Here is a 17,853-nt window from a genome sequence, read left to right as displayed (position 1 = left end):
TCGATCCGGGCCGCCGTCGTCCGAGTGCGTGCGGAGCGTAAGATGATCTCGGCCTCGAATGCCCGTCGCGGGTTCGCCGTCCTCGCCATCGCCCTCGCGCTCGGCGCCTGCAACACCGACGGTCCCGAGACCACGGGCTCCCTCGGCGCCGTGAGCCCCACCGCCGCCGCCGCCGCCTCGGCCCGCCGCGATCTCGACGGCCTCGCGGAGGCCTACAAGGCCAATCCGGGCGATGCCCGCACCGCCTTCCGCTACGCCCGCGCCCTGCGGGCCACGGACCAGATCACCCAGGCGAGCGCCGTCCTGCAGCAGGCCGCCCTGCGCAACCCGAAGGATACGGTGATCCTCGGCGCCTACGGCAAGTCGCTCGTGGAGGCCGGGCGCTACCGCGACGCGCTGGACGTCCTCTCCAACGCCCACACCCCGGCCAATCCCGATTGGCGGATCCTCTCGGCCGAGGGCTCGGCGTCGGCGCAGATGGGCGATCAAGCCCGCGCGCAGGGCTTCTACGAGGCCGCGCTGAAGATCCGTCCGAACGAGCCCTCGCTCCTGTCGAATCTCGGGCTGTCCTATGCGCTGTCGCGCGACCTCGACAAGGCCGAGGAGACGATGCGCCTCGCCGTCTCCCTGCCCGGGGCCGACTCGAAGATGCGGGCGAACCTCGCCCTCGTGCTGGGCCTCAAGGGGCGCTACGCCGAGGCCGAGACGGTGCTTCGCGAGGACATGGGCCCCGAGGAAGCCACCGCCAACGTCGCGGCCCTTCGCCGCCTCGCCGCCCAGCCGAACAAGTTCAAGGAAGGCTTGGCGAAGGCGCAGCGGGGCTGAAGCCCCGCGCCGCACGAACACCCTCCCGCGCCTGTCACCATGCCCCGGTAGCGGGCACATTCGAAACGTTCTATACGGGCCACGGCTGCGCCGCGCGGCATTCAGGGCGTCCAAATCGCCCCCCGCGCACCGTTCGATCCGGGCACTCCCGGGGCGGCGCGCGCCCGTCGGGCGCTACACAGGCCGAACACCGTCGTGGCGCGGGTTATGCCTGCGCGTGTTCGATCAATTCGCAGCGAGGATACGACCAGCCGTGGCATCTCTCGATAGCTTCAAGGCCCGCCAGACGCTGAGCGCCGGGGGCAAGACCTACACCTATTATTCGATCCCCGAAGCCGAGAAGAACGGCCTCGCCTCCGCCACCGCGTTGCCCTTCTCCATGAAGGTGATCCTGGAGAACCTCCTGCGCTTCGAGGACGACCGCTCGGTCAAGAAGGCCGATGTGGCCGCCGCCGTGGGCTGGCTGGAGCAGAAGGGCAAGGCCGAGGTCGAGATCGCCTTCCGCCCGAGCCGGGTGCTGATGCAGGACTTCACCGGCGTGCCGGCGGTGGTCGACCTCGCCGCGATGCGCGACGCGATGGTGGCGCTCGGCGGCGACCCGCAGAAGATCAACCCGCTGGTGCCCGTGGACCTCGTGATCGACCACTCGGTCATCGTCGATGAGTTCGGCACCCCGAAGGCGCTGGGCGAGAACGTCGCCCTCGAATACGCCCGCAACGGCGAGCGCTACACCTTCCTGAAGTGGGGCCAGTCGGCCTTCGACAACTTCTCCGTCGTGCCCCCGGGCACCGGCATCTGCCATCAGGTGAACCTCGAATACCTGTCGCAGACGGTCTGGACGAAGACGGAAGGCGGGGAAGAGATCGCCTACCCCGACTCCCTCGTCGGCACCGATTCGCACACCACGATGGTGAATGGCCTCGCCGTGCTCGGCTGGGGCGTCGGCGGCATCGAGGCCGAGGCGGCCATGCTCGGCCAGCCGCTCTCCATGCTGATCCCCGAGGTCGTCGGCTTCAAGCTGTCGGGCAAGCTGCCCGAGGGCACCACCGCCACCGATCTCGTGCTCACCGTTACGCAGATGCTGCGCAAGAAGGGCGTGGTCGGCAAGTTCGTGGAGTTCTACGGCCCCGGCCTCGACGACATGGCGGTCGCCGACCGGGCCACCATCTCCAACATGGCCCCGGAATACGGCGCCACCTGCGGCTTCTTCCCGATCGACCAGAAGACCATCGACTTCCTGAAGGTCACCGGCCGGGCCGACGACCGGATCGCCCTCGTGGAAGCCTACGCCAAGGCGCAGGGCATGTGGCGCGACGCGCAGACCCCGGACCCGGTCTTCACCGACACCCTCGAACTCGACATGGGCACGGTGCAGCCCTCGCTTGCCGGCCCGAAGCGCCCGCAGGATCGGGTGCTGCTCACCGACGCCAAGACCGGCTTCGCCGGCTCGATGCAGAGCGAGTTCAAGAAGGGCGGCGACATCTCCGGCCGCTTCCCGGTCGAGGGCACCAACTTCGACATCGGCCACGGTGACGTGGTGATCGCGGCGATCACCTCCTGCACCAACACCTCGAACCCGAGCGTGATGATCGGCGCCGGCCTGCTCGCCCGCAACGCGGTCGCCAAGGGCCTGCGCTCCAAGCCGTGGGTGAAGACCTCCCTCGCGCCCGGTTCGCAGGTCGTGGCCGAGTATCTCGAGAAGGCGGGCCTTCAGGACAGCCTGGACGCGCTCGGCTTCAACCTCGTCGGCTTCGGCTGCACCACCTGCATCGGCAATTCCGGCCCGCTGCCGGCGGCCGTCTCGAAGGCGATCAACGACAACGACGTCGTGGCCGCCGCCGTGCTCTCGGGCAACCGCAACTTCGAGGGCCGGGTGAACCCGGACGTCCGGGCGAACTACCTCGCCTCGCCGCCGCTGGTCGTCGCCTACGCGCTGGCCGGCTCGATGCAGATCGACCTGACCAAGGAGCCGCTGGGCACGGGGTCGGACGGTCAGCCGGTCTACCTCAAGGACATCTGGCCCTCGGCCGCCGAGATCCAGGGCTTCATCGAGAAGACCATCTCGTCCGAGCTGTTCAAGAGCCGCTACGCCGACGTGTTCGGCGGCGACGACAACTGGAAGGGCGTCGAGGTGACGGAGGCCGAGACCTTCGCCTGGAACGGCGGCTCGACCTACGTGCAGAACCCGCCCTACTTCGTCGGCATGCAGAAGACCCCGGCGCCGGTCACGGACATCGAGGATGCGCGCATCCTCGGCCTGTTCCTCGACTCGATCACGACGGACCACATCTCGCCCGCCGGCAACATCCGCGCGGCCTCGCCGGCCGGTGAATACCTGCAATCGCATCAGGTGCGGGTGCAGGACTTCAACCAGTACGGCACGCGGCGCGGCAACCACGAGGTGATGATGCGGGGCACCTTCGCCAACATCCGCATCAAGAACCAGATGGTCCGCGATCCGTCGGGCAACGTGGTCGAGGGCGGCTACACCCTCTACCAGCCCACCGGCGAGAAGATGTTCATCTACGACGCGGCGCAGAAATACGCCGCCGAGGGTACGCCGCTGGTCGTCTTCGCCGGCAAGGAATACGGCACCGGTTCCTCGCGTGACTGGGCGGCCAAGGGCACCAAGCTGCTCGGCATCCGCGCCGTCATTGCCGAGAGCTTCGAGCGTATCCACCGCTCGAACCTCGTCGGGATGGGGGTGGTCCCCCTGGTCTTCCAGGGCGACACGAGCTGGGATTCGCTGGGCCTCAAGGGCGACGAGACCGTCACCATCAAGGGCCTGTCGGGCGAATTGAAGCCGCGCCAGACCCTGACCGCCGAGATCAAGTCGTCGGACGGTTCGGTGAAGCAGGTCCCGCTGACCTGCCGCATCGATACGCTCGACGAGCTTGAATACTTCCGCAACGGCGGCATCCTGCCTTACGTGCTGCGCTCGCTCGCGGCGTAAGGCGCAACCGGACACGATGAAGGGGGCGGTGCCGCTGGCGCCGCCCCTTTTTCGTGCCGTGACGGTGGCCGGCAGATCAATCGTGCGCAAGCTTGTCGCCGTTCGGACGCGCCCCATGTTCTGGTCCCGCAGCCAGGACATGATTCATGACGTCATTCGCGAGGACAACGCTTGCCGGCATCGCCGTCGCCGGGTTCTTTGGCCTCACGGCCATCGCCCAGGCCGCCCCGCCCGAGCGTTTGCGGGGTACGATCGAGTCGGTCGAGCCGAACGCCCTCACCCTGACGACCCGCGACGGCAAGACCGAGCGCGTGGCGCTGGCGGACGACGCCAAGGTGTCGTGGGTGATCCCGGCGAGCCTGGACCAGATCAAGGAAGGCACCTTCATCGGCACCGCCACCAAGGGCGAGAACCCGATGACGGCCCTCGAAGTGGTGCTGTTCCCCGAGGCCATGCGCGGCACCGGCGAGGGACAATACCCCTGGGATGAGATCGCCGACACCACGGCGGCCGGCGGCGCCAAGGTGAAGAGCGCCATGACCAACGGCACCGTGAAGGCCGAGACCACGGGGAGCACCGCTCACCCGAAGGTCAAGAGCGCCATGACCAACGGCACGGTGAAGGCCGAGGCCGGGAAGGACGGCGCCAAGACGCTGACCGTCAATTACGGCGGCCAGTCGAGCACGATCCTCGTGCCCCCGTCCGCGCCGGTCGTAACCTTCGAGCCCACAGGGCGAAACGCTCTCGGCAAGGGCGCGAAGGTGTTCGTGGTCGCCACCCGCACCGACGGCACCCTCACCGCGACCCGCGTCGCCGTCGGCAAGGACGGCCTGACCCCGCCGATGTGACCGGTTCGGTCCCCCAAACCCCCGATCCCTTTCACCGGAGCCCATTACCCATGACACTCGTCTCTCTTCGCCTCGCCGCCGCCGGCATCGTCACCCTGGCCGGCATCACCGGGGCCTCGGCCCTCGAGCGCGTCCGCGGCACGATCGACAAGGCCGACGCCAGCTCCGTCACCCTCAAGACCGAGGCCGGCGGCACCGAGACCATCGCGCTCACCGGCGCCAAGGTCGTGTCCGTGGTCCCGTCGAGCCTGGACCAGATCAAGGAAGGCACCTTCATCGGCACCGCCACCAAGGGCGAGAACCCGATGACCGCCCTCGAAGTGGTGCTGTTCCCCGATTCGATGCGCGGCACGGCCGAGGGCCATTACGGCTGGGACGCCATCACCGACCACACCGCCACGGGCGGCGCCAAGGTGAAGAGTGCGATGACCAACGGCACCGTGAAGGCCGAGACCTCCGGCGGCCCGAAGGTGAAGAGCGCGATGACCAACGGCACCGTGAAGGCGGACAAGCCGGCGGCCGGCGGTGAGCGGACGCTCACGGTCACTTACGACAAGGACGGCTCGAAGCAGATCGTCGTCCCGTCCTCGGCCCCGATCGTAGCCTTCGAGCCGGCGGACGCCAGCGTCCTCAAGCCGGGCGCGAAGGTGTTCGCGGTGGTCGACAAGGACGGCGGCAAGGCCAACGGCAAGCTCGTGGCGGTCGGCAAGGACGGCCTGACCCCGCCCATGTAATCCGGCGGTTCACCCTCTCCCCGCGCGCGGGGAGAGGGCCTTCCGGCTGCTATTTCAGCGCGACCGTGTAGTCGCCTTCCGTCTTGGCGCGGATGTCCTCCTCGCTGACGCCGTCGGCGAGTTCGATCAGGGTCATGCCGCCATCGCCCTTCTTGTCGATGGTGAAGACGCCGAGGTCGGTGATCACCAGATCGACCACATGCGTGCCGGTGAGCGGCAGGTCGCAAGCCTTGAGGAGCTTCGCGCTCTCGGTCCCGTCCTTGTTCTTGGCGACGTGCTCCATCACCACCACGACCCGCTTGACGCCGGCCACGAGGTCCATGGCGCCGCCCATGCCCTTCACCATCTTGCCGGGGATCATCCAGTTGGCGAGGTCGCCGTTCTGGGCCACCTGCATGGCGCCGAGGATCGACAGGTTGATGTGCCCACCCCGGATCATCCCGAAGGAATCCGAGGACGAGAAGTAGCTCGTCGTCGGCAGGGCGGTGATCGTCTGCTTGCCGGCGTTGATGAGGTCCGGGTCCTCCTCACCCTCGTAGGGGAAGGGGCCCATGCCGAGCATGCCGTTCTCGGATTGCAGCTGCACCGACATGCCGTCGGGGATGTAGTTCGACACCAGCGTCGGGATGCCGATGCCGAGATTCACGTAGAAGCCGTCTTCCAGCTCCTTGGCGGCGCGCGCCGCCATCTGCTCGCGGGTCCAGGCCATGTGCGGTCTCCTCTCCCTCGATCAGTGCGTGCCGCCGCCGGCCGCGGCGGCCGGGGTCGCGTCGTTGCGCTTGCGGGTGGTGCGCTGCTCGATGCGCTTCTCGCCGGTGTTCACGGCGATGATCCGCTTCACGAAGATGCCGGGCGTGTGGATCGTGTCCGGGTCGATGGCGCCGGGCTGCACGAGGTTCTCGACCTGCGCGATGGTGACTTTCGCGGCGGTCGCCATCATCGGGTTGAAGTTGCGCGCGGTCATCCGGTAGCGGAGGTTGCCCTCGGTGTCGCCGGTATGGGCGTGGACCAGGGCGATGTCGGCGAACAGGCCGCGCTCCATCACGTAATCCTCGCCGTCGAACTGGCGTGTCTCCTTGCCCTCGGCCACCTTGGTGCCGAAGCCGGTCTTGGTGAAGAAGGCCGGGATGCCGGCGCCCCCCGCGCGGATGCGCTCGGCGAGCGTCCCCTGCGGGTTGAACTCGATCTCCAACTCGCCGCCGAGATACTGGCGGGCGAATTCCTTGTTCTCGCCCACGTAGGACGAGATCATCTTCGCGACCTGACGGGTCTCCAGGAGCTTGCCGAGGCCGACGCCGTCGATTCCAGCATTGTTGGAGACGATGGTGAGGCCCTTCACGCCCGACGCCTGCACGGCGTCGATCAGCTCGTCGGGGATGCCGCACAGGCCGAAGCCGCCGCACATGATCATCATGTCGTCGCGCAGGAGACCGGCGAGCGCCTCCGTCGGACCCTTAAAGACCTTCCGCATCGAACCGTCCTTCCTCCCGTCGGCTTCTGCCGAGCCGGTAAGCATGATCCGGGCCTGCTCTTCCCCATTCCGGGCCCCGGGTCCAGTGCCCGGAGCGGCAGCGCGGCCGATCCGTTACACACGGGAATCACAGGTTCCCTTAGGGTTGGAGGGGCGCGGGCAGACAAAAGCTTCGGAAACCGTTAAGGGCTTGGATACTCGACGAGCCCTGCCGGGCCGCGCCGGCTCTCTCGCCGCGTCGCGGCGCGGCCCCTCCGGAGCCCGATGTCGCGCCGCCCGACCATCCTTCTCGCCATCGGCGCCCTCGTGGTCGCCGGGCTCGGCCTGCGTGACTGGCCGATGCGGACGGACCGGGCGGTCGCCTTCGCGGACCGGCCGCTCGCGGCCTACGGGCTGACCCTGACGGCCTCCGGCCCCGCCTCCTTCCGGCTGCTGCCGTTCCCCTCCGTCTCGCTCGGTGAGGTGCGCATCGCGGATGCGAGCGGGCCGACCCTGATCGACAACGCCCACCTCACCGCCGACATCGACCCGCTCGGCCTCGTCACCGGCCGCCCGCCCATCGGCGGGCTGCGCTTCGAGGGCGGGCGGCTCTCCGCCGAGCGGGCCGCCTGGGCGAACCCGCTCACGCGCATCCGCGAAGGCGTCGGCGGCGGACAGCGCCCGCCCCGCGTCACCGTCACCGGGGCTGATGTCGGCGCGGGCGACGAGGTGCGCGGCCTCGACCTCGACATCGCGTGGCCGTTCTGGAGCGGCACCGTCGCGGCCACGGCCCGCCTGACATGGCGCGGCATGCCGGCCCGGCTGTCGCTGTCGCGCCTGCGCCCCTCCGACCTCATCGACGGCCACCGCAGCCCGTTCGTCGCCGAGGCGACGTGGCCGGGCGGGGGGCTCAGCCTCGATGGCACGGCGCTGCTACCCGCCGAGGCGGCGGGCTCGCCGTCCCTCTCCGGCCGCGCCCGGTTCGAGACGACCTCCCTGCCGGAGACCCTGGCGTGGCTCGGCCGCGACGCGCCGCTCGCCCCGCTCACCAGCGCCTTCAGCCTGGAAGGGGCGTTCGAGGCGCAGGGCCGGGCGGTCTCCTGGCCGGTCCTGCGGATCGGGACCGGCAGCACGGTGATGGAGGGGGCGGGCGCCTTCTCCCTCGGCAGCGGAGATGCGCCGCGCCTCTCGGTCCAGGCGACGCTCGCCGCCGACCGGCTCGATCTCGCGCCCCTGGCCGGCGCCCTGGTGAAGCTGTTCGCGGATGGCCGCGCCCCCGTGGCCCTCGCCCCCCTCAGCCGGGGCGACCTCGACCTGCGCATGTCGGCCTCCGAGGGGCAGGTCGGCCCCCTCGTCCTGGGGGACCTCGCCGCCAGCGTCCTCGTGCGCGATGCGGCCGTGGAAGTCGCGGTCAACCGCGCCCGGCTGAAGGACGGGATCCTGAAGGGCCGGCTCACCCTCGCCCGGGGCGCCGATCCGGCCGAGACCGAGATGAAGGCCCAGGGCGGGCTCGATCAGGTCGATCTCGGCGGGCTGATGAGCGACCTCGGCGGCACCCGCTGGGTGACGGGGCCGCTCCAGGGGCAATTCACCCTGGAGAGCCACGGTAAGGACGTGGCGTCGCTGGTCGCCGGGATCGGCGGCAAGGCGAGCGTCTCCATCGAGGGCGGCGCGCTCTCCGGGCTCGACCTTTCGGACGTCATCCACCGCAACGGCGGCCTCGCGCCGGGGGCGCTCGCCCGGCGGAACGGACGCACCGGCTTCGACAAGGCCATGATCGCCGTGCGCTTCGCGGACGGGATCGGCGAGATCACGGAAGCGGATCTGCGCGGCGCGGGCGTCGCCGCGACCCTGCGGGGGCAGGTCTCGCTGCCGGGCCAGCGCCTGGACATGATGGCGCTGCTCGCCCCGCGTCCGTCGCTCGACGGCGCCCGCACGGTGCGCATCGCCATCGCCGGGCCGTGGGACGCCCTGACCACCGAGGCGCAGCGCGGCGATGCGGAGGATCCGGGGGGGCAGACCTCCACCTTCGCGCGGATGCGGGGCATCCTGCAGGTGCCGGCCGCGCTCGGCCTGCCGGTCGATATCCGCGCCTACGCGCCTTAGCCGTCTGGCAGACGGGGCCGCCGCCGGGTATGGGAGAGCCATGCGCCGCCTGCTCGTCGAGGACCCCGTTACCCGTGCCGGCCCCCTGGCCCGGCACCTCGCGGTCTTCTCGCTCCTCGCGACGGGAATCGCGCTTCTCGTCGTGCGCGATCCGCGCGCCGACGTGTCCGCCGCCCTCGTCGCCCTGGCGGCGGGGCTGTCCGTGGCAATCCTGGCGATCCTGGCTGCGGCCTTCGCCTTCGTCCGGGTCTGGCGGGAGGGCGCGCGGGGTCTCGGCGCGGCCCTGGGCGGGCTGTTCCTCGCCCTGCTCGTGCTGGCCTACCCGGCCTATGCGGGCCTGCGCGGGGCGCGGTTGCCCGCCCTGTCCGACATCTCCACCGATCCGGATTCGCCGCCGGCCTTCTCGCGCTCCCGCGTCGCCTTCGCCGCGCGGGACGGGCGCATCCCGCCCGAGCCGCCCCGCGCCGCGCGGGAGACCCAGCGCAAGGCCTATCCGCAGATCGCGCCGCTCACCCTCGACATCGACGCCGACCAAGCGTTCGAACTCGCCCGGCAGGCGGCCCTGAAGCGGAAGTGGCAGATCGTGGAGGCGATCCGCCCCGGCGGACGGATGGGGCAGGGGCGCATCGACGCCATCGCCCGCGGGCTCGTGCTCAACCTGCCCGACGACGTGACCGTGCGGGTGCGCCCCCGCGCCGACGGGGCGCGGATCGACGTGCGCTCGGCCTCCCGGCTCGGAGCACGCGACTTCGGCGGCAATGCCGACCGCATCCGCGCCTATCTCGACGACGTGTCCAACCTCGCCCTCGCCACGAAGTAGCGGCTGTTCAGGAGGGGCGGGCCCTCGCATTCCACGAGCCCGCGCGACACCAGATCCTCCAGATGGGCGAAGACCGAGAGCGCCGCCGCCCCGCGCAGGCGCGGATCGAGCCCCTGATAGATCGCCGCCACGATGGCGGCGACGTGCTCGTCCCCGGCGGCGAGGCGGGCGCGGATGCCGGCCTCGCGCTGGCGGCGATGCCCGGCGAGGCCGCGCACGAAGCGGGCGGGCTCGCGCACCGGCCCGCCATGGCCGGGCCAGTAGACCGCCTCGCCGCGTCCGCGCAGCTTGTCGAGGGACTCCATGTACGCGCGCATCTGCCCGTCCGGCGGCGCGACCACCGTGGTGGACCACGCCATGACGTGATCGCCCGAGAACAGCGCATCCGCCTCCGGGAAGGCGAAGGCGAGGTGGTTCATCGTGTGGCCGGGGGTCTCGATCGCCGTCAGCGTCCAGCCCGGCCCGGCGACGGACTCGCCCTCGCGCAGTTCCCGGTCGGGGCGGTGTTCGCGGTCGGCGCTGGCGTCGAGGGCTGGGATCTCACCCTCGCCCAGGGGCCGCGCCGCGCGGTGCGGGCCGCAGCCGAGGATCGGCGCGCCCGTCGCCTCCTGCAGCCTTCGCGCGCCGGGCGAATGATCCTTATGCGTATGCGTGACGAGGATCGCCTCGACGGTCTCGCCCGACAGGTCGGCGAGGAGCCTGTCGAGATGGGCGGCCTCGTCGGGGCCGGGGTCGATCACCGCCACCCGGCCCTGCCCGACGACGTAGGTGCAGGTGCCCGTGGCCGTGAACGGCCCGCGATTGCCCGCGACCCGCCGCCGGATCAGCGGCGCGACCGCGTCGAGGCGTCCCGGCTCCGGCATGGCCGGATTCAGGGCGGGGGTGGTGTCGTCGCTCTCTGCCATGGCCCGCATCTAGCGCATTTCGCGCGGAGGCGAGACCGGGCGTCAGCGGCGGTAGGGCGAGGGCGCGACGACGCGAAGCGCCGGGGACGCCGCCAGGGCGATGTCCCCCGCGCCGGCCACCTGCACGATGGGCGTGGGCTCGGCGGCGCGGAGTTGCTGGCGGAAGCTGCGGGCGGCGGCCTCGCGGCGGATCGTGCCGACCCGCGCCTCGATGGCCCGCATCTCGCCCCGGCCGATGGCGGCCCGGCGGTAGTCGCGCATATCGACCCGGCCGGCACGGACGCGGGTGACGACCTGCGCGCTCGTGCCCGTGGCGACGATGTCGCCGGGGCGCAGGGTCGTGTCGGCTTCGAGGGCGGCGTGAACCGCCTTGCCGAGGGGCTGGCAGGAGCAATCCGTCACCCGCCGCTGCTGGTAGACGTTGGCGAGCGCCGAGGCGCGGTAGGGCATGCCGTTCGGGCCGACGGCGTGCTCCAGTTCCGCATCGCCGGCGGCGAGGGTGAAGACCTCCGTCGCCGCGTTCGGGCAGGCGGCGGCGCAGGCGCTCCGGTGCAGCGGCAGGTCGGCCCTGTCGTGCAGGGCGCCGAGGGGGAACAGGTAGCCGTCGCAGCGGCGCACGCAGACGGTGGTGTCGCCGCTCCGGCCGGACGACAGGGCCGCGACCTCGTTCCGCTTCACGGCACGGCGGCGCTCCCCCGTGGCGTAGCGGAAGGATTCCGGGCGCGGCGTGTGCACGACGCGCTTCGGGATGCGGTCGAGCCTCGGGCGCGGCAGGGCGTTGTAGCGGGTCGGCTGGGGCGGGGGGCGCAATGCGGCCTGACGCCGGGCGCTGCCCCCAAACAGCATCTCGAAGAAGCCGGCGATCCCATCCCGCTCCGAGGCCTGGACGAAGGTGCTGCCCACCGCGACCGAACCGAGACCGAGGATCAGCCCGGCGAGGGCCGTGCCGAGCATCCTGCGGCGGCTACCTCCCGAGGCGATGCCGGCGGCGAGCGCCGTGACGAGGCGGCGTCCCCCCAAGAGCTGCAACACGATCGTCCCTCGCCGCGCGCAATATGCCGCGACTCAGGCGCGCAGGACGCCGCCGGGCAACAGAGGTAAACAACGGATGAAGAGCATTCCTCGTGGGATGTCCCGAAATCCGACGCTCGTGCGCCGTGCCATGACTGACTTCAGCCGACGGATATTCTCAAAGACTGTCTTCGCATCAGGATGTCGGGGCTCAGTTGCGGACCCGGCGCCGGTCGCTCACGCGGACGGGGATCGGCTGGAGCACGGGCGGCGGCGCGAGGCCGCGCACGATGCTGTCCACGAGGTCGGCCATCGCCTTGCCGAGGCCGGACAGGCGCGTCTTCACGGCGCCGAACCCTGAGGTGCGCGCCTTGCGTGCAGTCGTGAACCCGAAATCCGGCATCGCTCACCTCGCGAAGGCGTCCTTGACCCTCTCACGAACGCCGTCCGCTGCCGACTGTTCCTCAATAGGTTATGCACGTCACGTTGCGACACAATGGCTCCAAGCACGGGAACCGTAGCTGAAACTTGGCGTTTTGAAGGCAATGACAGCACGGACGTTCGGACGTGCCGAAGCTTTAGAAGGATCTTCGAGATGCTTGGTTGGGCCGTCACTTTCCTCGTCGTCGCCCTCGTGGCCGCTCTGCTCGGGTTCGGCGGTATTGCCGGCACCGCAATGGAAGCTGCGAAGCTCGTCTTCTTCGTCGCGATCGTTCTCTTCGCCATCTCGGCCGTCGTTGGCCTGATGCGCGGCCGTTCGCCGACACTGTAACGACGGGTCGCCCCGGCGATTAAACGGAAAGGGCCGCTCCATCGGAGCGGCCCATTTCGTTTCGGGACGAACAAACGAGAAAAAAGATCAGCCCGGTTCTCGGTCGTTGGCATCGAGGCGGGCGATCAGGTCGGCGAACCGATCCGGCACCGGCTGGGTCGCGACGGAATCGTACATCGAGCGCAACTGCAGCGCGATGCGGTCACGGATCTGCGGCGAGAGCGTCGCCGCCCTGCGCGGTTCCCGCTCGCCGGCTTGGTCCTGAGGGTCTTCGTGTTCCGGTCTCTCGGTCAACATGTCACCTTCAACCGTCTCGCCACTGGCTCGGGCGACGGACATCTCGTTTCGGAGATCCTCTCCCGATCTCTCCACCGTCATCCGAGCGCCCCTTGTTGCATGCTCGCACACGGCCACATTGTGCTGCGGCTCGAGTTGCGTCATGGCTTCGGCGGCAACGTCCGCTCTGCAGTTCGGTTCCGCTTTGTGCGGAACGGAGCTGCGGTCCCCGCGTTGGGCGGGAGGCCAAGGATCTAAATTGCCACGGTCCGGGCACCTTTCCGACCCAGTGCGGTGGGACGGGGGTCGGCGATCAATGGCGAGGCACAGGTAGAACGAATGTCGACATCGCAACTCGTGGTGCAGCATCTGCCGTATCTGCGCCGCTATGCGCGTGCGCTGACCGGCAGCCAGGTGGCGGGTGATGCCTACGTGGCGGCGACCCTGGAGACCTTGGTCAACGAGCCCGATACGCTCGGGCGCAGCACCAACATCAAGGCGGACCTGTTCCGCGTCTTCACCCGGATCTGGAACTCGCTCTCGGTGAACGGCCGCAGCGAGCAGGTGCAGCACGATCTCCCGGCGGAGGTTCGCCTCGGCCAGATCACGCCGCTGCCCCGGCAGGCCTTCCTGCTCTCGTGCCTCGAAGGCTTCTCGGAAGAGGATGCCGCGACGATCCTGGGCGTGGATGTCGCCGAGGTCCGCGACCTCGTGGATGAGGCCGGGCGCGAACTCGCCGCCGACATGGCGACCGGCATCCTCATCATCGAGGACGAGCCGCTCATCGCCATGGATCTCGAGGCGCTGGTCGAGGGCCTGGGTCACAACGTGATCGGCGTCGCCCGTACCCGCACCGAGGCGGTGAAGATCGCCAACAGCGAGAACCGTCCGGGCCTCATCCTGGCGGACATCCAGTTGGCGGACGGCTCGTCGGGCCTCGACGCGGTGAACGACCTCCTGAAGACCTTCGAGGTGCCGGTGATCTTCATCACCGCCTATCCCGAGCGGTTCCTCACGGGCGAGCGTCCCGAGCCGGCCTTCCTCATCGCCAAGCCCTTCCAGCCGGCCAACGTGTCGGCGGTGATCAGCCAGGCGCTGTTCTTCCAGCAGACCGCCCGGCGCCGCGAGGCCAAGTCGGCCTGATCCACCCGAACCTCACCCGTTCGGCAAGAGCCCCGGCCCCGGCCGGGGCTTTTTCATGTCCGGACATAAAGAAACGGGCCGGAGCACGCTCCAGCCCGTCAAAGAGGTTCCGGCCGATGCACAAGGGGAATGCGGGGAGGACCAAGTGGCCGGGTGAGGACAAAACGGCGCCACGGCACCCCGGTTCCGCGCTTTTTAATTCGCGACGTGTTTTTCGCGTCACACGGCGAGGCTGTGGATAACGGGGGTGCGGCGCCGCACGCCGTCCCCGGCGCAGTGCGAATACTGACTCGTTAAAGAAGCATGACAGTGGAGGAACCGCATAACGCAGTCGGCGTTATCAGAACATCCTGTCAAGCTCCTCGTGAGGTCACGGTGATGCGGCGGTCTGGTGTCATTCTCGGGATCGGTGCCCCGGCGGCTCTGCTCACCGTGCTCGCGCAGCCGGTCGTCCGCGACACGGCCGATCAATTCGCCCCGTCCATCCCGGTGGTGGCCCCGGCCTCGCCGATGGTGCTGCCGGGGATGCGTCCCGCCTCCCTCGCCCTGAGTCCCACCCGCGTCGCGGGGATCGACAAGGGGATTCGCGGTCCGATGGCGAGCGAAATGCAGATCCCCACCGGCCCGATGCCGGTGAAGCCCTTCCGCCGCTTTCAGCGCGAGGGCTGCGAGGCCCCGCTCAGCTCCCTCGTCGGCCCCGAGGCCCGGCGGATGGTGCCCGGCCGCTGCATCTCCTGAACGCATCCCAAGCCGACGAAAAACAGCCCCGCTTCGTGCGGGGCTTTTTTGTTGCCCACGAGACGATGCCACATACGAAAACGGCGCCGGTCCAGGGGACGCGGCGCCGTACGCAACTCACGCTTCACACATCACTCGCCGCGACCGGTCCCCGTGGACTGGCCACCCTTGCGGCCGGCGTTCGAGGCCAGCTCGCGGTCCTGCGAGAACGAGCGCTTCTCGGCCGGAACGGAGCGACCGCCCTTGCTCGCGATTTCGCGCTGACGCTCGATATCCATCGAGGCAAAGCCTCGCTTCGAGGTCGAGTTTCCGGATGCCATCAGTTCCTCCTCAGGCTTCACTGCACTCGTCAACAACCTTCAGCAATAACCAAGGTTCCTGCTAGGCCTGCGAGCTAGGCCGGAAACCGCACCTGAGCTTGGCAGCAACCGCCACGCTTGCGAAAACGTTGGCGACTACATCGCGGCCTACGTGCATTGGCCGTTTTTTTGCAGCGCAGGATCTCAGCGGATGACCAATCGCAACATGGTGAACGAGGGCGCCAAGTCGGTCGCCCCGAACGAGGCGCCCCTTCCGGCCATGCCGGCACCCGAGGATGCGGCCCGTCCGACGACCCACGAGGACCCGATCGACTCGCCCCAGCCGAACGCCAGCGCCAAGCGCGACGCCCCCGACGGCCAGAAGCAGGGTCTCGCCACCAAGCGCTGACGCGGATCAGGCAGTTTCCTGCCGCCCGCGAATGCGGATGAGCACGAGGATCAGGCCGGCGATGGCGAGGATCGTCGCCACCCCGGCCACCGTCAGGATCCGCGCGATCAGCGGCGTATAGACGCCCTTCGCCGCATCGTAGCCGTAGCAGAGCAGGGCGAGGCGGTCGGAGAGGGTGCCGACCTGTCCCTCGCCCGCTTCGGTGAGGGCGAGGCGCAGATCCTTCCCGTCGAGGGCGAGGGGTGACAGGACGCGGGCGAGACGCCCGTCCCCCGTCAGGAGCAGCGCGGCGGCGGGGTGCGCGAAGCTGTCGCTGGCTGCGTCGTAGGCGTAGCGGTAGCCGAGGTCTCCGGTGAGCCGGGTGATGCCGGCCGCATCGGCGACGAGGGTCACGGGCCGCCCCGGCCGGTCGCCCCAGATCGCGGCGATCCTCTCCCTGGCCGTGGCCGCGTCGTCCTTCGGGTCGATGCCCACGAGGACGAGGCGCCTGTCCTTCGGATCGAGGCCGGTCTTGGCGAGGGCGTCGCCGGACAGTCCGATCATCGGATCGCAGACATTGCCGCAGGTATAGTCCACGGGCAGGAGCAAGGCCGGGCGGCCGTCGAGCACGGCGCCGAGCCGCGTCGTCTCGCCGGTCAGCACGTCGGTGACGGGGAGGTCGAGGGGGGCCCGCGCGCCGGGCGCGGGGGCCAGCGCCACCCGGTCGAGTTCGGCGCGGGCGAGGCGCGCCTCGGCAAACCCGCCGGGGGCGAGGGCGAACAGGGCCGCGAGGGCCAGCAACCGCACGGGACTGGACAAAGACCGGACAAGCCGCATGGATGGACCGGCCGGGCGAGGAGACGTCGTCCGATCGTCTTCCCGGTCGCGGAGCATCGCATGACCCTCGACACCGAGGTTACGTCCCTCCGCCAGGTCCCGCTGTTCCGGGAAGTGGAGCCGGCGCGTCTCAAGCTCCTCGCCTTCACCAGCGAGCGGGTGCATTTCGAGCCCGGCCAGCGCTTCTTCGCGCGGGGCGACGTGTCGGATGCCGCCTACGTCATCCTGGAAGGCAGCGCGGAGGTCAGCATCGACGGCCCGGCGGGCCCGGTGCGCCTCGCGCTGCTGGGCGCCGACGCGCTGGTCGGCGAAATGGGCATCCTGGCGGACCAGCCGCGCTCCGCGACGATCACGGCCGAGACCGCCGTGACGGCCCTGCGCATCGACCGGGGCGTGTTCCTCGAATTGCTGGCGCAGTTCCCCCAGATCAGCATCGCGCTGATGCGCGTCCTGGCGACGCGCCTCGAACAGACGAACCAAGCACTTGCGGAAAGCCGGGGCTGATCCGTCCGCCCGCGCCGTCATGGCGTCGGATAGGTGATGAATTCGAGGAGCGATCCGTCGGGATCGCGGAAATAGACGCTCCGCCCGGCCCCCGCCGCGCCGTGGCGCTCCACGGGGCCGAGTTCCACCGGCACGCCCGCCGCCTCCAGATGGGCCATGGCTTCCTCGATGCTCCCCGACCAGCGGAAGCACAGGTCGCTGTTACCGGGCAGGACCGGCTGCGCCGCCACCGGCTCCGGCGTCACCCCGGGCCCGTGGCAATTCAATTGCACGCCGCCGAACCGGTAAGCGAAGCCGGGGCCCCGCGCGATCACCTCGGCGCCGACCACGTCCCGGTAGAAGGCGTTCGAGCGCTCCCAATCGCTGACATGGATGACGCAATGGTCGAGGTGGATCGCCGGACGGAGATCCATGACCGGGGCCTCGACGGTCTCGGTCGGTTGCGTCTGGGTCTCGGGCATGGGGGGGCCTCCTACCGGCCCGGATGATCTAGGGCGCCGGATGCGGCGCAAAAGCTACATCGGTGGGGACGTGATCGGGCTAGGCAGACAAATCACGATTGCAAAGGCACCTCATGGCCGCGCCACGCCCGAACAATGGCCGCCGCATCAGGACGGTCTGTCTCGCGTTGACGGCCATCCTGTCGCTCGGCGCCTGCCAGACCCGTCAGTCGCAACTGGCGCAGGACGACGAATCGGCGTGGTACATCGGCGCGAAGGCCGACAAGCCGTTCGACATTCCCCTGGTCGATACCGGCCGCCTCGATCCGAAGTACCGACGGCAGACCGTCGCCTATACCGGCCTGGAGGCCCCCGGCACGATCGTCGTGGACATCGACCAGCGGCAGCTCTTCCTCGTGCAGGAGGGCGGCACGGCGCTCCGCTACGGGGTCGGCGTGGGTAAGGCGGGCTTCTCGTGGAAGGGTGAGGCGCGGGTCGGCCGCAAGGGCGTCTGGCCGGATTGGAGCCCGACCCCGACCATGGTCTCCCTACATCCCGACCTGCCGCGTACCCGCAAGGGCGGGCTCGACAACCCCCTCGGGGCGCGGGCGCTCTATCTCTACCAGGGCAACCGCGACATCCTATTCCGCATCCACGGGACCAACGAGCCGTGGAGCATCGGCGAGCAGATGTCCTCCGGCTGCGTGCGCATGCTCAACGAGGATGTGGCCGACCTGTACGAGCACGTTCCCGTCGGGGCCCGCGTGATCGTCAAGCGCGGCAGCCGGCCGCGCGTCTGAAGCG

Annotated in this window: 21 protein-coding genes; 12 read left to right on the top strand and 9 right to left on the bottom strand. The window is 69.9% G+C overall.

From position 1 onward, the window contains the following. The first annotated feature begins 42 nt into the window (after positions 1 to 42). The 4 genes from ACXJ1Y_RS14510 (at position 43) to ACXJ1Y_RS14495 (ending at position 5,360) form a co-directional block, all read left to right on the top strand. Entirely contained in the window at positions 43 to 825 is a 783-nt protein-coding gene (locus ACXJ1Y_RS14510; protein WP_463846909.1) for a tetratricopeptide repeat protein, read from the top strand. Positions 826 to 1,078: 253 nt separating this feature from the next. Further along, on the top strand, positions 1,079 to 3,778 hold the full coding sequence (gene acnA, locus ACXJ1Y_RS14505) for an aconitate hydratase AcnA (RefSeq protein ID WP_463846908.1): 2,700 nt from the start codon (positions 1,079 to 1,081) through the stop codon (positions 3,776 to 3,778). A gap of 146 nt (positions 3,779 to 3,924) precedes the next feature. Continuing rightward, positions 3,925 to 4,626 (top strand): metal ABC transporter permease, encoded by a 702-nt coding sequence (locus ACXJ1Y_RS14500; protein WP_463846907.1) that lies wholly within the window; start codon positions 3,925 to 3,927, stop codon positions 4,624 to 4,626. A gap of 50 nt (positions 4,627 to 4,676) precedes the next feature. After that, complete coding sequence (locus ACXJ1Y_RS14495) at positions 4,677 to 5,360, top strand: metal ABC transporter permease (RefSeq protein WP_463846906.1); 684 nt, start codon at positions 4,677 to 4,679, stop codon at positions 5,358 to 5,360. A 49-nt stretch (positions 5,361 to 5,409) separates the two neighbouring features. On the opposite strand, the gene ACXJ1Y_RS14490 is transcribed toward ACXJ1Y_RS14495, so the two are convergent. Together ACXJ1Y_RS14490 and ACXJ1Y_RS14485 are read right to left on the bottom strand one after the other, a co-directional pair. Then, positions 5,410 to 6,069, bottom strand: a complete 660-nt coding sequence (locus ACXJ1Y_RS14490) for a 3-oxoacid CoA-transferase subunit B (protein ID WP_463846905.1) — start codon at positions 6,067 to 6,069, stop codon at positions 5,410 to 5,412. A 21-nt stretch (positions 6,070 to 6,090) separates the two neighbouring features. Continuing rightward, the gene (locus tag ACXJ1Y_RS14485) at positions 6,091 to 6,831 is read right to left on the bottom strand and encodes a CoA transferase subunit A (RefSeq protein WP_463846904.1); all 741 of its coding nucleotides are present in this window, start codon (positions 6,829 to 6,831) and stop codon (positions 6,091 to 6,093) included. A gap of 264 nt (positions 6,832 to 7,095) precedes the next feature. On the opposite strand from ACXJ1Y_RS14485, the gene ACXJ1Y_RS14480 reads away from it, so the two are divergent. Both ACXJ1Y_RS14480 and ACXJ1Y_RS14475 read left to right on the top strand, forming a co-directional pair. After that, positions 7,096 to 8,916, top strand: coding sequence for an AsmA family protein (locus ACXJ1Y_RS14480; RefSeq protein ID WP_463846903.1), 1,821 nt, complete (start codon positions 7,096 to 7,098; stop codon positions 8,914 to 8,916). Between the two features lie 40 nt (positions 8,917 to 8,956). Further along, positions 8,957 to 9,736 (top strand): DUF1499 domain-containing protein, encoded by a 780-nt coding sequence (locus ACXJ1Y_RS14475; RefSeq protein WP_463846902.1) that lies wholly within the window; start codon positions 8,957 to 8,959, stop codon positions 9,734 to 9,736. On the opposite strand, the gene ACXJ1Y_RS14470 is transcribed toward ACXJ1Y_RS14475, so the two are convergent. The 3 genes from ACXJ1Y_RS14470 to ACXJ1Y_RS14460 form a co-directional block, all read right to left on the bottom strand. Next, positions 9,694 to 10,641 (bottom strand): MBL fold metallo-hydrolase, encoded by a 948-nt coding sequence (locus tag ACXJ1Y_RS14470; protein ID WP_463846901.1) that lies wholly within the window; start codon positions 10,639 to 10,641, stop codon positions 9,694 to 9,696. The two genes, ACXJ1Y_RS14475 and ACXJ1Y_RS14470, sit on opposite strands and share 43 nt — an antisense overlap. 42 nt (positions 10,642 to 10,683) lie before the next feature. Next, on the bottom strand, positions 10,684 to 11,673 hold the full coding sequence (locus ACXJ1Y_RS14465) for a DUF2865 domain-containing protein (RefSeq protein WP_463846900.1): 990 nt from the start codon (positions 11,671 to 11,673) through the stop codon (positions 10,684 to 10,686). Positions 11,674 to 11,863: 190 nt separating this feature from the next. Further along, positions 11,864 to 12,055 carry a hypothetical protein gene (locus tag ACXJ1Y_RS14460; RefSeq protein ID WP_463846899.1) on the bottom strand — a complete coding sequence of 64 codons (192 nt, stop codon included), beginning with the start codon at positions 12,053 to 12,055 and terminating at the stop codon, positions 11,864 to 11,866. A 192-nt stretch (positions 12,056 to 12,247) separates the two neighbouring features. On the opposite strand from ACXJ1Y_RS14460, the gene ACXJ1Y_RS14455 reads away from it, so the two are divergent. After that, a complete protein-coding gene (locus tag ACXJ1Y_RS14455; RefSeq protein WP_007568853.1) occupies positions 12,248 to 12,424 on the top strand; it encodes a DUF1328 domain-containing protein in 177 nt (58 codons plus the stop codon). 87 nt (positions 12,425 to 12,511) lie between these two features. On the opposite strand, the gene ACXJ1Y_RS14450 is transcribed toward ACXJ1Y_RS14455, so the two are convergent. Further along, on the bottom strand, positions 12,512 to 12,721 hold the full coding sequence (locus tag ACXJ1Y_RS14450) for a NepR family anti-sigma factor (protein WP_463846898.1): 210 nt from the start codon (positions 12,719 to 12,721) through the stop codon (positions 12,512 to 12,514). Positions 12,722 to 13,039: 318 nt separating this feature from the next. Here ACXJ1Y_RS14450 and ACXJ1Y_RS14445 point away from each other — a divergent pair, with 318 nt between their 5' ends. Together ACXJ1Y_RS14445 and ACXJ1Y_RS14440 are read left to right on the top strand one after the other, a co-directional pair. Continuing rightward, on the top strand, positions 13,040 to 13,843 hold the full coding sequence (locus ACXJ1Y_RS14445; RefSeq protein ID WP_243953757.1) for a response regulator: 804 nt from the start codon (positions 13,040 to 13,042) through the stop codon (positions 13,841 to 13,843). 378 nt (positions 13,844 to 14,221) lie between these two features. Then, positions 14,222 to 14,581 (top strand): hypothetical protein, encoded by a 360-nt coding sequence (locus ACXJ1Y_RS14440; RefSeq protein ID WP_463846897.1) that lies wholly within the window; start codon positions 14,222 to 14,224, stop codon positions 14,579 to 14,581. A gap of 131 nt (positions 14,582 to 14,712) precedes the next feature. Here the strand turns inward: ACXJ1Y_RS14440 and ACXJ1Y_RS14435 are convergent, their stop codons facing one another. Next, complete coding sequence (locus ACXJ1Y_RS14435) at positions 14,713 to 14,901, bottom strand: con-10 family general stress protein (protein WP_463846896.1); 189 nt, start codon at positions 14,899 to 14,901, stop codon at positions 14,713 to 14,715. A 190-nt stretch (positions 14,902 to 15,091) separates the two neighbouring features. On the opposite strand from ACXJ1Y_RS14435, the gene ACXJ1Y_RS14430 reads away from it, so the two are divergent. After that, entirely contained in the window at positions 15,092 to 15,289 is a 198-nt protein-coding gene (locus tag ACXJ1Y_RS14430; protein ID WP_463846895.1) for a hypothetical protein, read from the top strand. Between the two features lie 6 nt (positions 15,290 to 15,295). Here the strand turns inward: ACXJ1Y_RS14430 and ACXJ1Y_RS14425 are convergent, their stop codons facing one another. Continuing rightward, positions 15,296 to 16,087 carry a thioredoxin domain-containing protein gene (locus tag ACXJ1Y_RS14425; protein ID WP_463846894.1) on the bottom strand — a complete coding sequence of 264 codons (792 nt, stop codon included), beginning with the start codon at positions 16,085 to 16,087 and terminating at the stop codon, positions 15,296 to 15,298. Between the two features lie 78 nt (positions 16,088 to 16,165). Here ACXJ1Y_RS14425 and ACXJ1Y_RS14420 point away from each other — a divergent pair, with 78 nt between their 5' ends. Then, positions 16,166 to 16,609 carry a cyclic nucleotide-binding domain-containing protein gene (locus ACXJ1Y_RS14420; RefSeq protein WP_243953762.1) on the top strand — a complete coding sequence of 148 codons (444 nt, stop codon included), beginning with the start codon at positions 16,166 to 16,168 and terminating at the stop codon, positions 16,607 to 16,609. A gap of 17 nt (positions 16,610 to 16,626) precedes the next feature. Here ACXJ1Y_RS14420 and ACXJ1Y_RS14415 read toward each other — a convergent pair whose 3' ends face one another. Then, positions 16,627 to 17,070: a VOC family protein gene (locus ACXJ1Y_RS14415; protein WP_463846893.1), complete on the bottom strand. Its 444-nt coding sequence runs from the start codon at positions 17,068 to 17,070 to the stop codon at positions 16,627 to 16,629. A gap of 113 nt (positions 17,071 to 17,183) precedes the next feature. Between ACXJ1Y_RS14415 and ACXJ1Y_RS14410 the strand changes: the two genes are divergently transcribed. Continuing rightward, positions 17,184 to 17,849 (top strand): L,D-transpeptidase, encoded by a 666-nt coding sequence (locus ACXJ1Y_RS14410; RefSeq protein ID WP_463846892.1) that lies wholly within the window; start codon positions 17,184 to 17,186, stop codon positions 17,847 to 17,849. Positions 17,850 to 17,853 lie beyond the last annotated feature (4 nt).

The organism is Methylobacterium sp. TK26 (assembly GCF_055361565.1).
This window is presented reverse-complemented; position numbering and strand designations above follow the sequence as displayed.

Coding starts and splice junctions, on each gene's coding strand:
- ACXJ1Y_RS14510 (WP_463846909.1), top strand. CDS start 43: ATGATCTCGGCCTCGAATGCCCGTCGCGGGTTCGCCGTCCTCGCCATC.
- ACXJ1Y_RS14500 (WP_463846907.1), top strand. CDS start 3,925: ATGACGTCATTCGCGAGGACAACGCTTGCCGGCATCGCCGTCGCCGGG.
- ACXJ1Y_RS14495 (WP_463846906.1), top strand. CDS start 4,677: ATGACACTCGTCTCTCTTCGCCTCGCCGCCGCCGGCATCGTCACCCTG.
- ACXJ1Y_RS14490 (WP_463846905.1), bottom strand. CDS start 6,069: ATGGCCTGGACCCGCGAGCAGATGGCGGCGCGCGCCGCCAAGGAGCTG.
- ACXJ1Y_RS14485 (WP_463846904.1), bottom strand. CDS start 6,831: ATGCGGAAGGTCTTTAAGGGTCCGACGGAGGCGCTCGCCGGTCTCCTG.
- ACXJ1Y_RS14480 (WP_463846903.1), top strand. CDS start 7,096: ATGTCGCGCCGCCCGACCATCCTTCTCGCCATCGGCGCCCTCGTGGTC.
- ACXJ1Y_RS14475 (WP_463846902.1), top strand. CDS start 8,957: ATGCGCCGCCTGCTCGTCGAGGACCCCGTTACCCGTGCCGGCCCCCTG.
- ACXJ1Y_RS14470 (WP_463846901.1), bottom strand. CDS start 10,641: ATGGCAGAGAGCGACGACACCACCCCCGCCCTGAATCCGGCCATGCCG.
- ACXJ1Y_RS14460 (WP_463846899.1), bottom strand. CDS start 12,055: ATGCCGGATTTCGGGTTCACGACTGCACGCAAGGCGCGCACCTCAGGG.
- ACXJ1Y_RS14455 (WP_007568853.1), top strand. CDS start 12,248: ATGCTTGGTTGGGCCGTCACTTTCCTCGTCGTCGCCCTCGTGGCCGCT.
- ACXJ1Y_RS14450 (WP_463846898.1), bottom strand. CDS start 12,721: ATGTTGACCGAGAGACCGGAACACGAAGACCCTCAGGACCAAGCCGGC.
- ACXJ1Y_RS14445 (WP_243953757.1), top strand. CDS start 13,040: ATGTCGACATCGCAACTCGTGGTGCAGCATCTGCCGTATCTGCGCCGC.
- ACXJ1Y_RS14440 (WP_463846897.1), top strand. CDS start 14,222: ATGCGGCGGTCTGGTGTCATTCTCGGGATCGGTGCCCCGGCGGCTCTG.
- ACXJ1Y_RS14435 (WP_463846896.1), bottom strand. CDS start 14,901: ATGGCATCCGGAAACTCGACCTCGAAGCGAGGCTTTGCCTCGATGGAT.
- ACXJ1Y_RS14430 (WP_463846895.1), top strand. CDS start 15,092: ATGACCAATCGCAACATGGTGAACGAGGGCGCCAAGTCGGTCGCCCCG.
- ACXJ1Y_RS14420 (WP_243953762.1), top strand. CDS start 16,166: ATGACCCTCGACACCGAGGTTACGTCCCTCCGCCAGGTCCCGCTGTTC.
- ACXJ1Y_RS14415 (WP_463846893.1), bottom strand. CDS start 17,070: ATGCCCGAGACCCAGACGCAACCGACCGAGACCGTCGAGGCCCCGGTC.
- ACXJ1Y_RS14410 (WP_463846892.1), top strand. CDS start 17,184: ATGGCCGCGCCACGCCCGAACAATGGCCGCCGCATCAGGACGGTCTGT.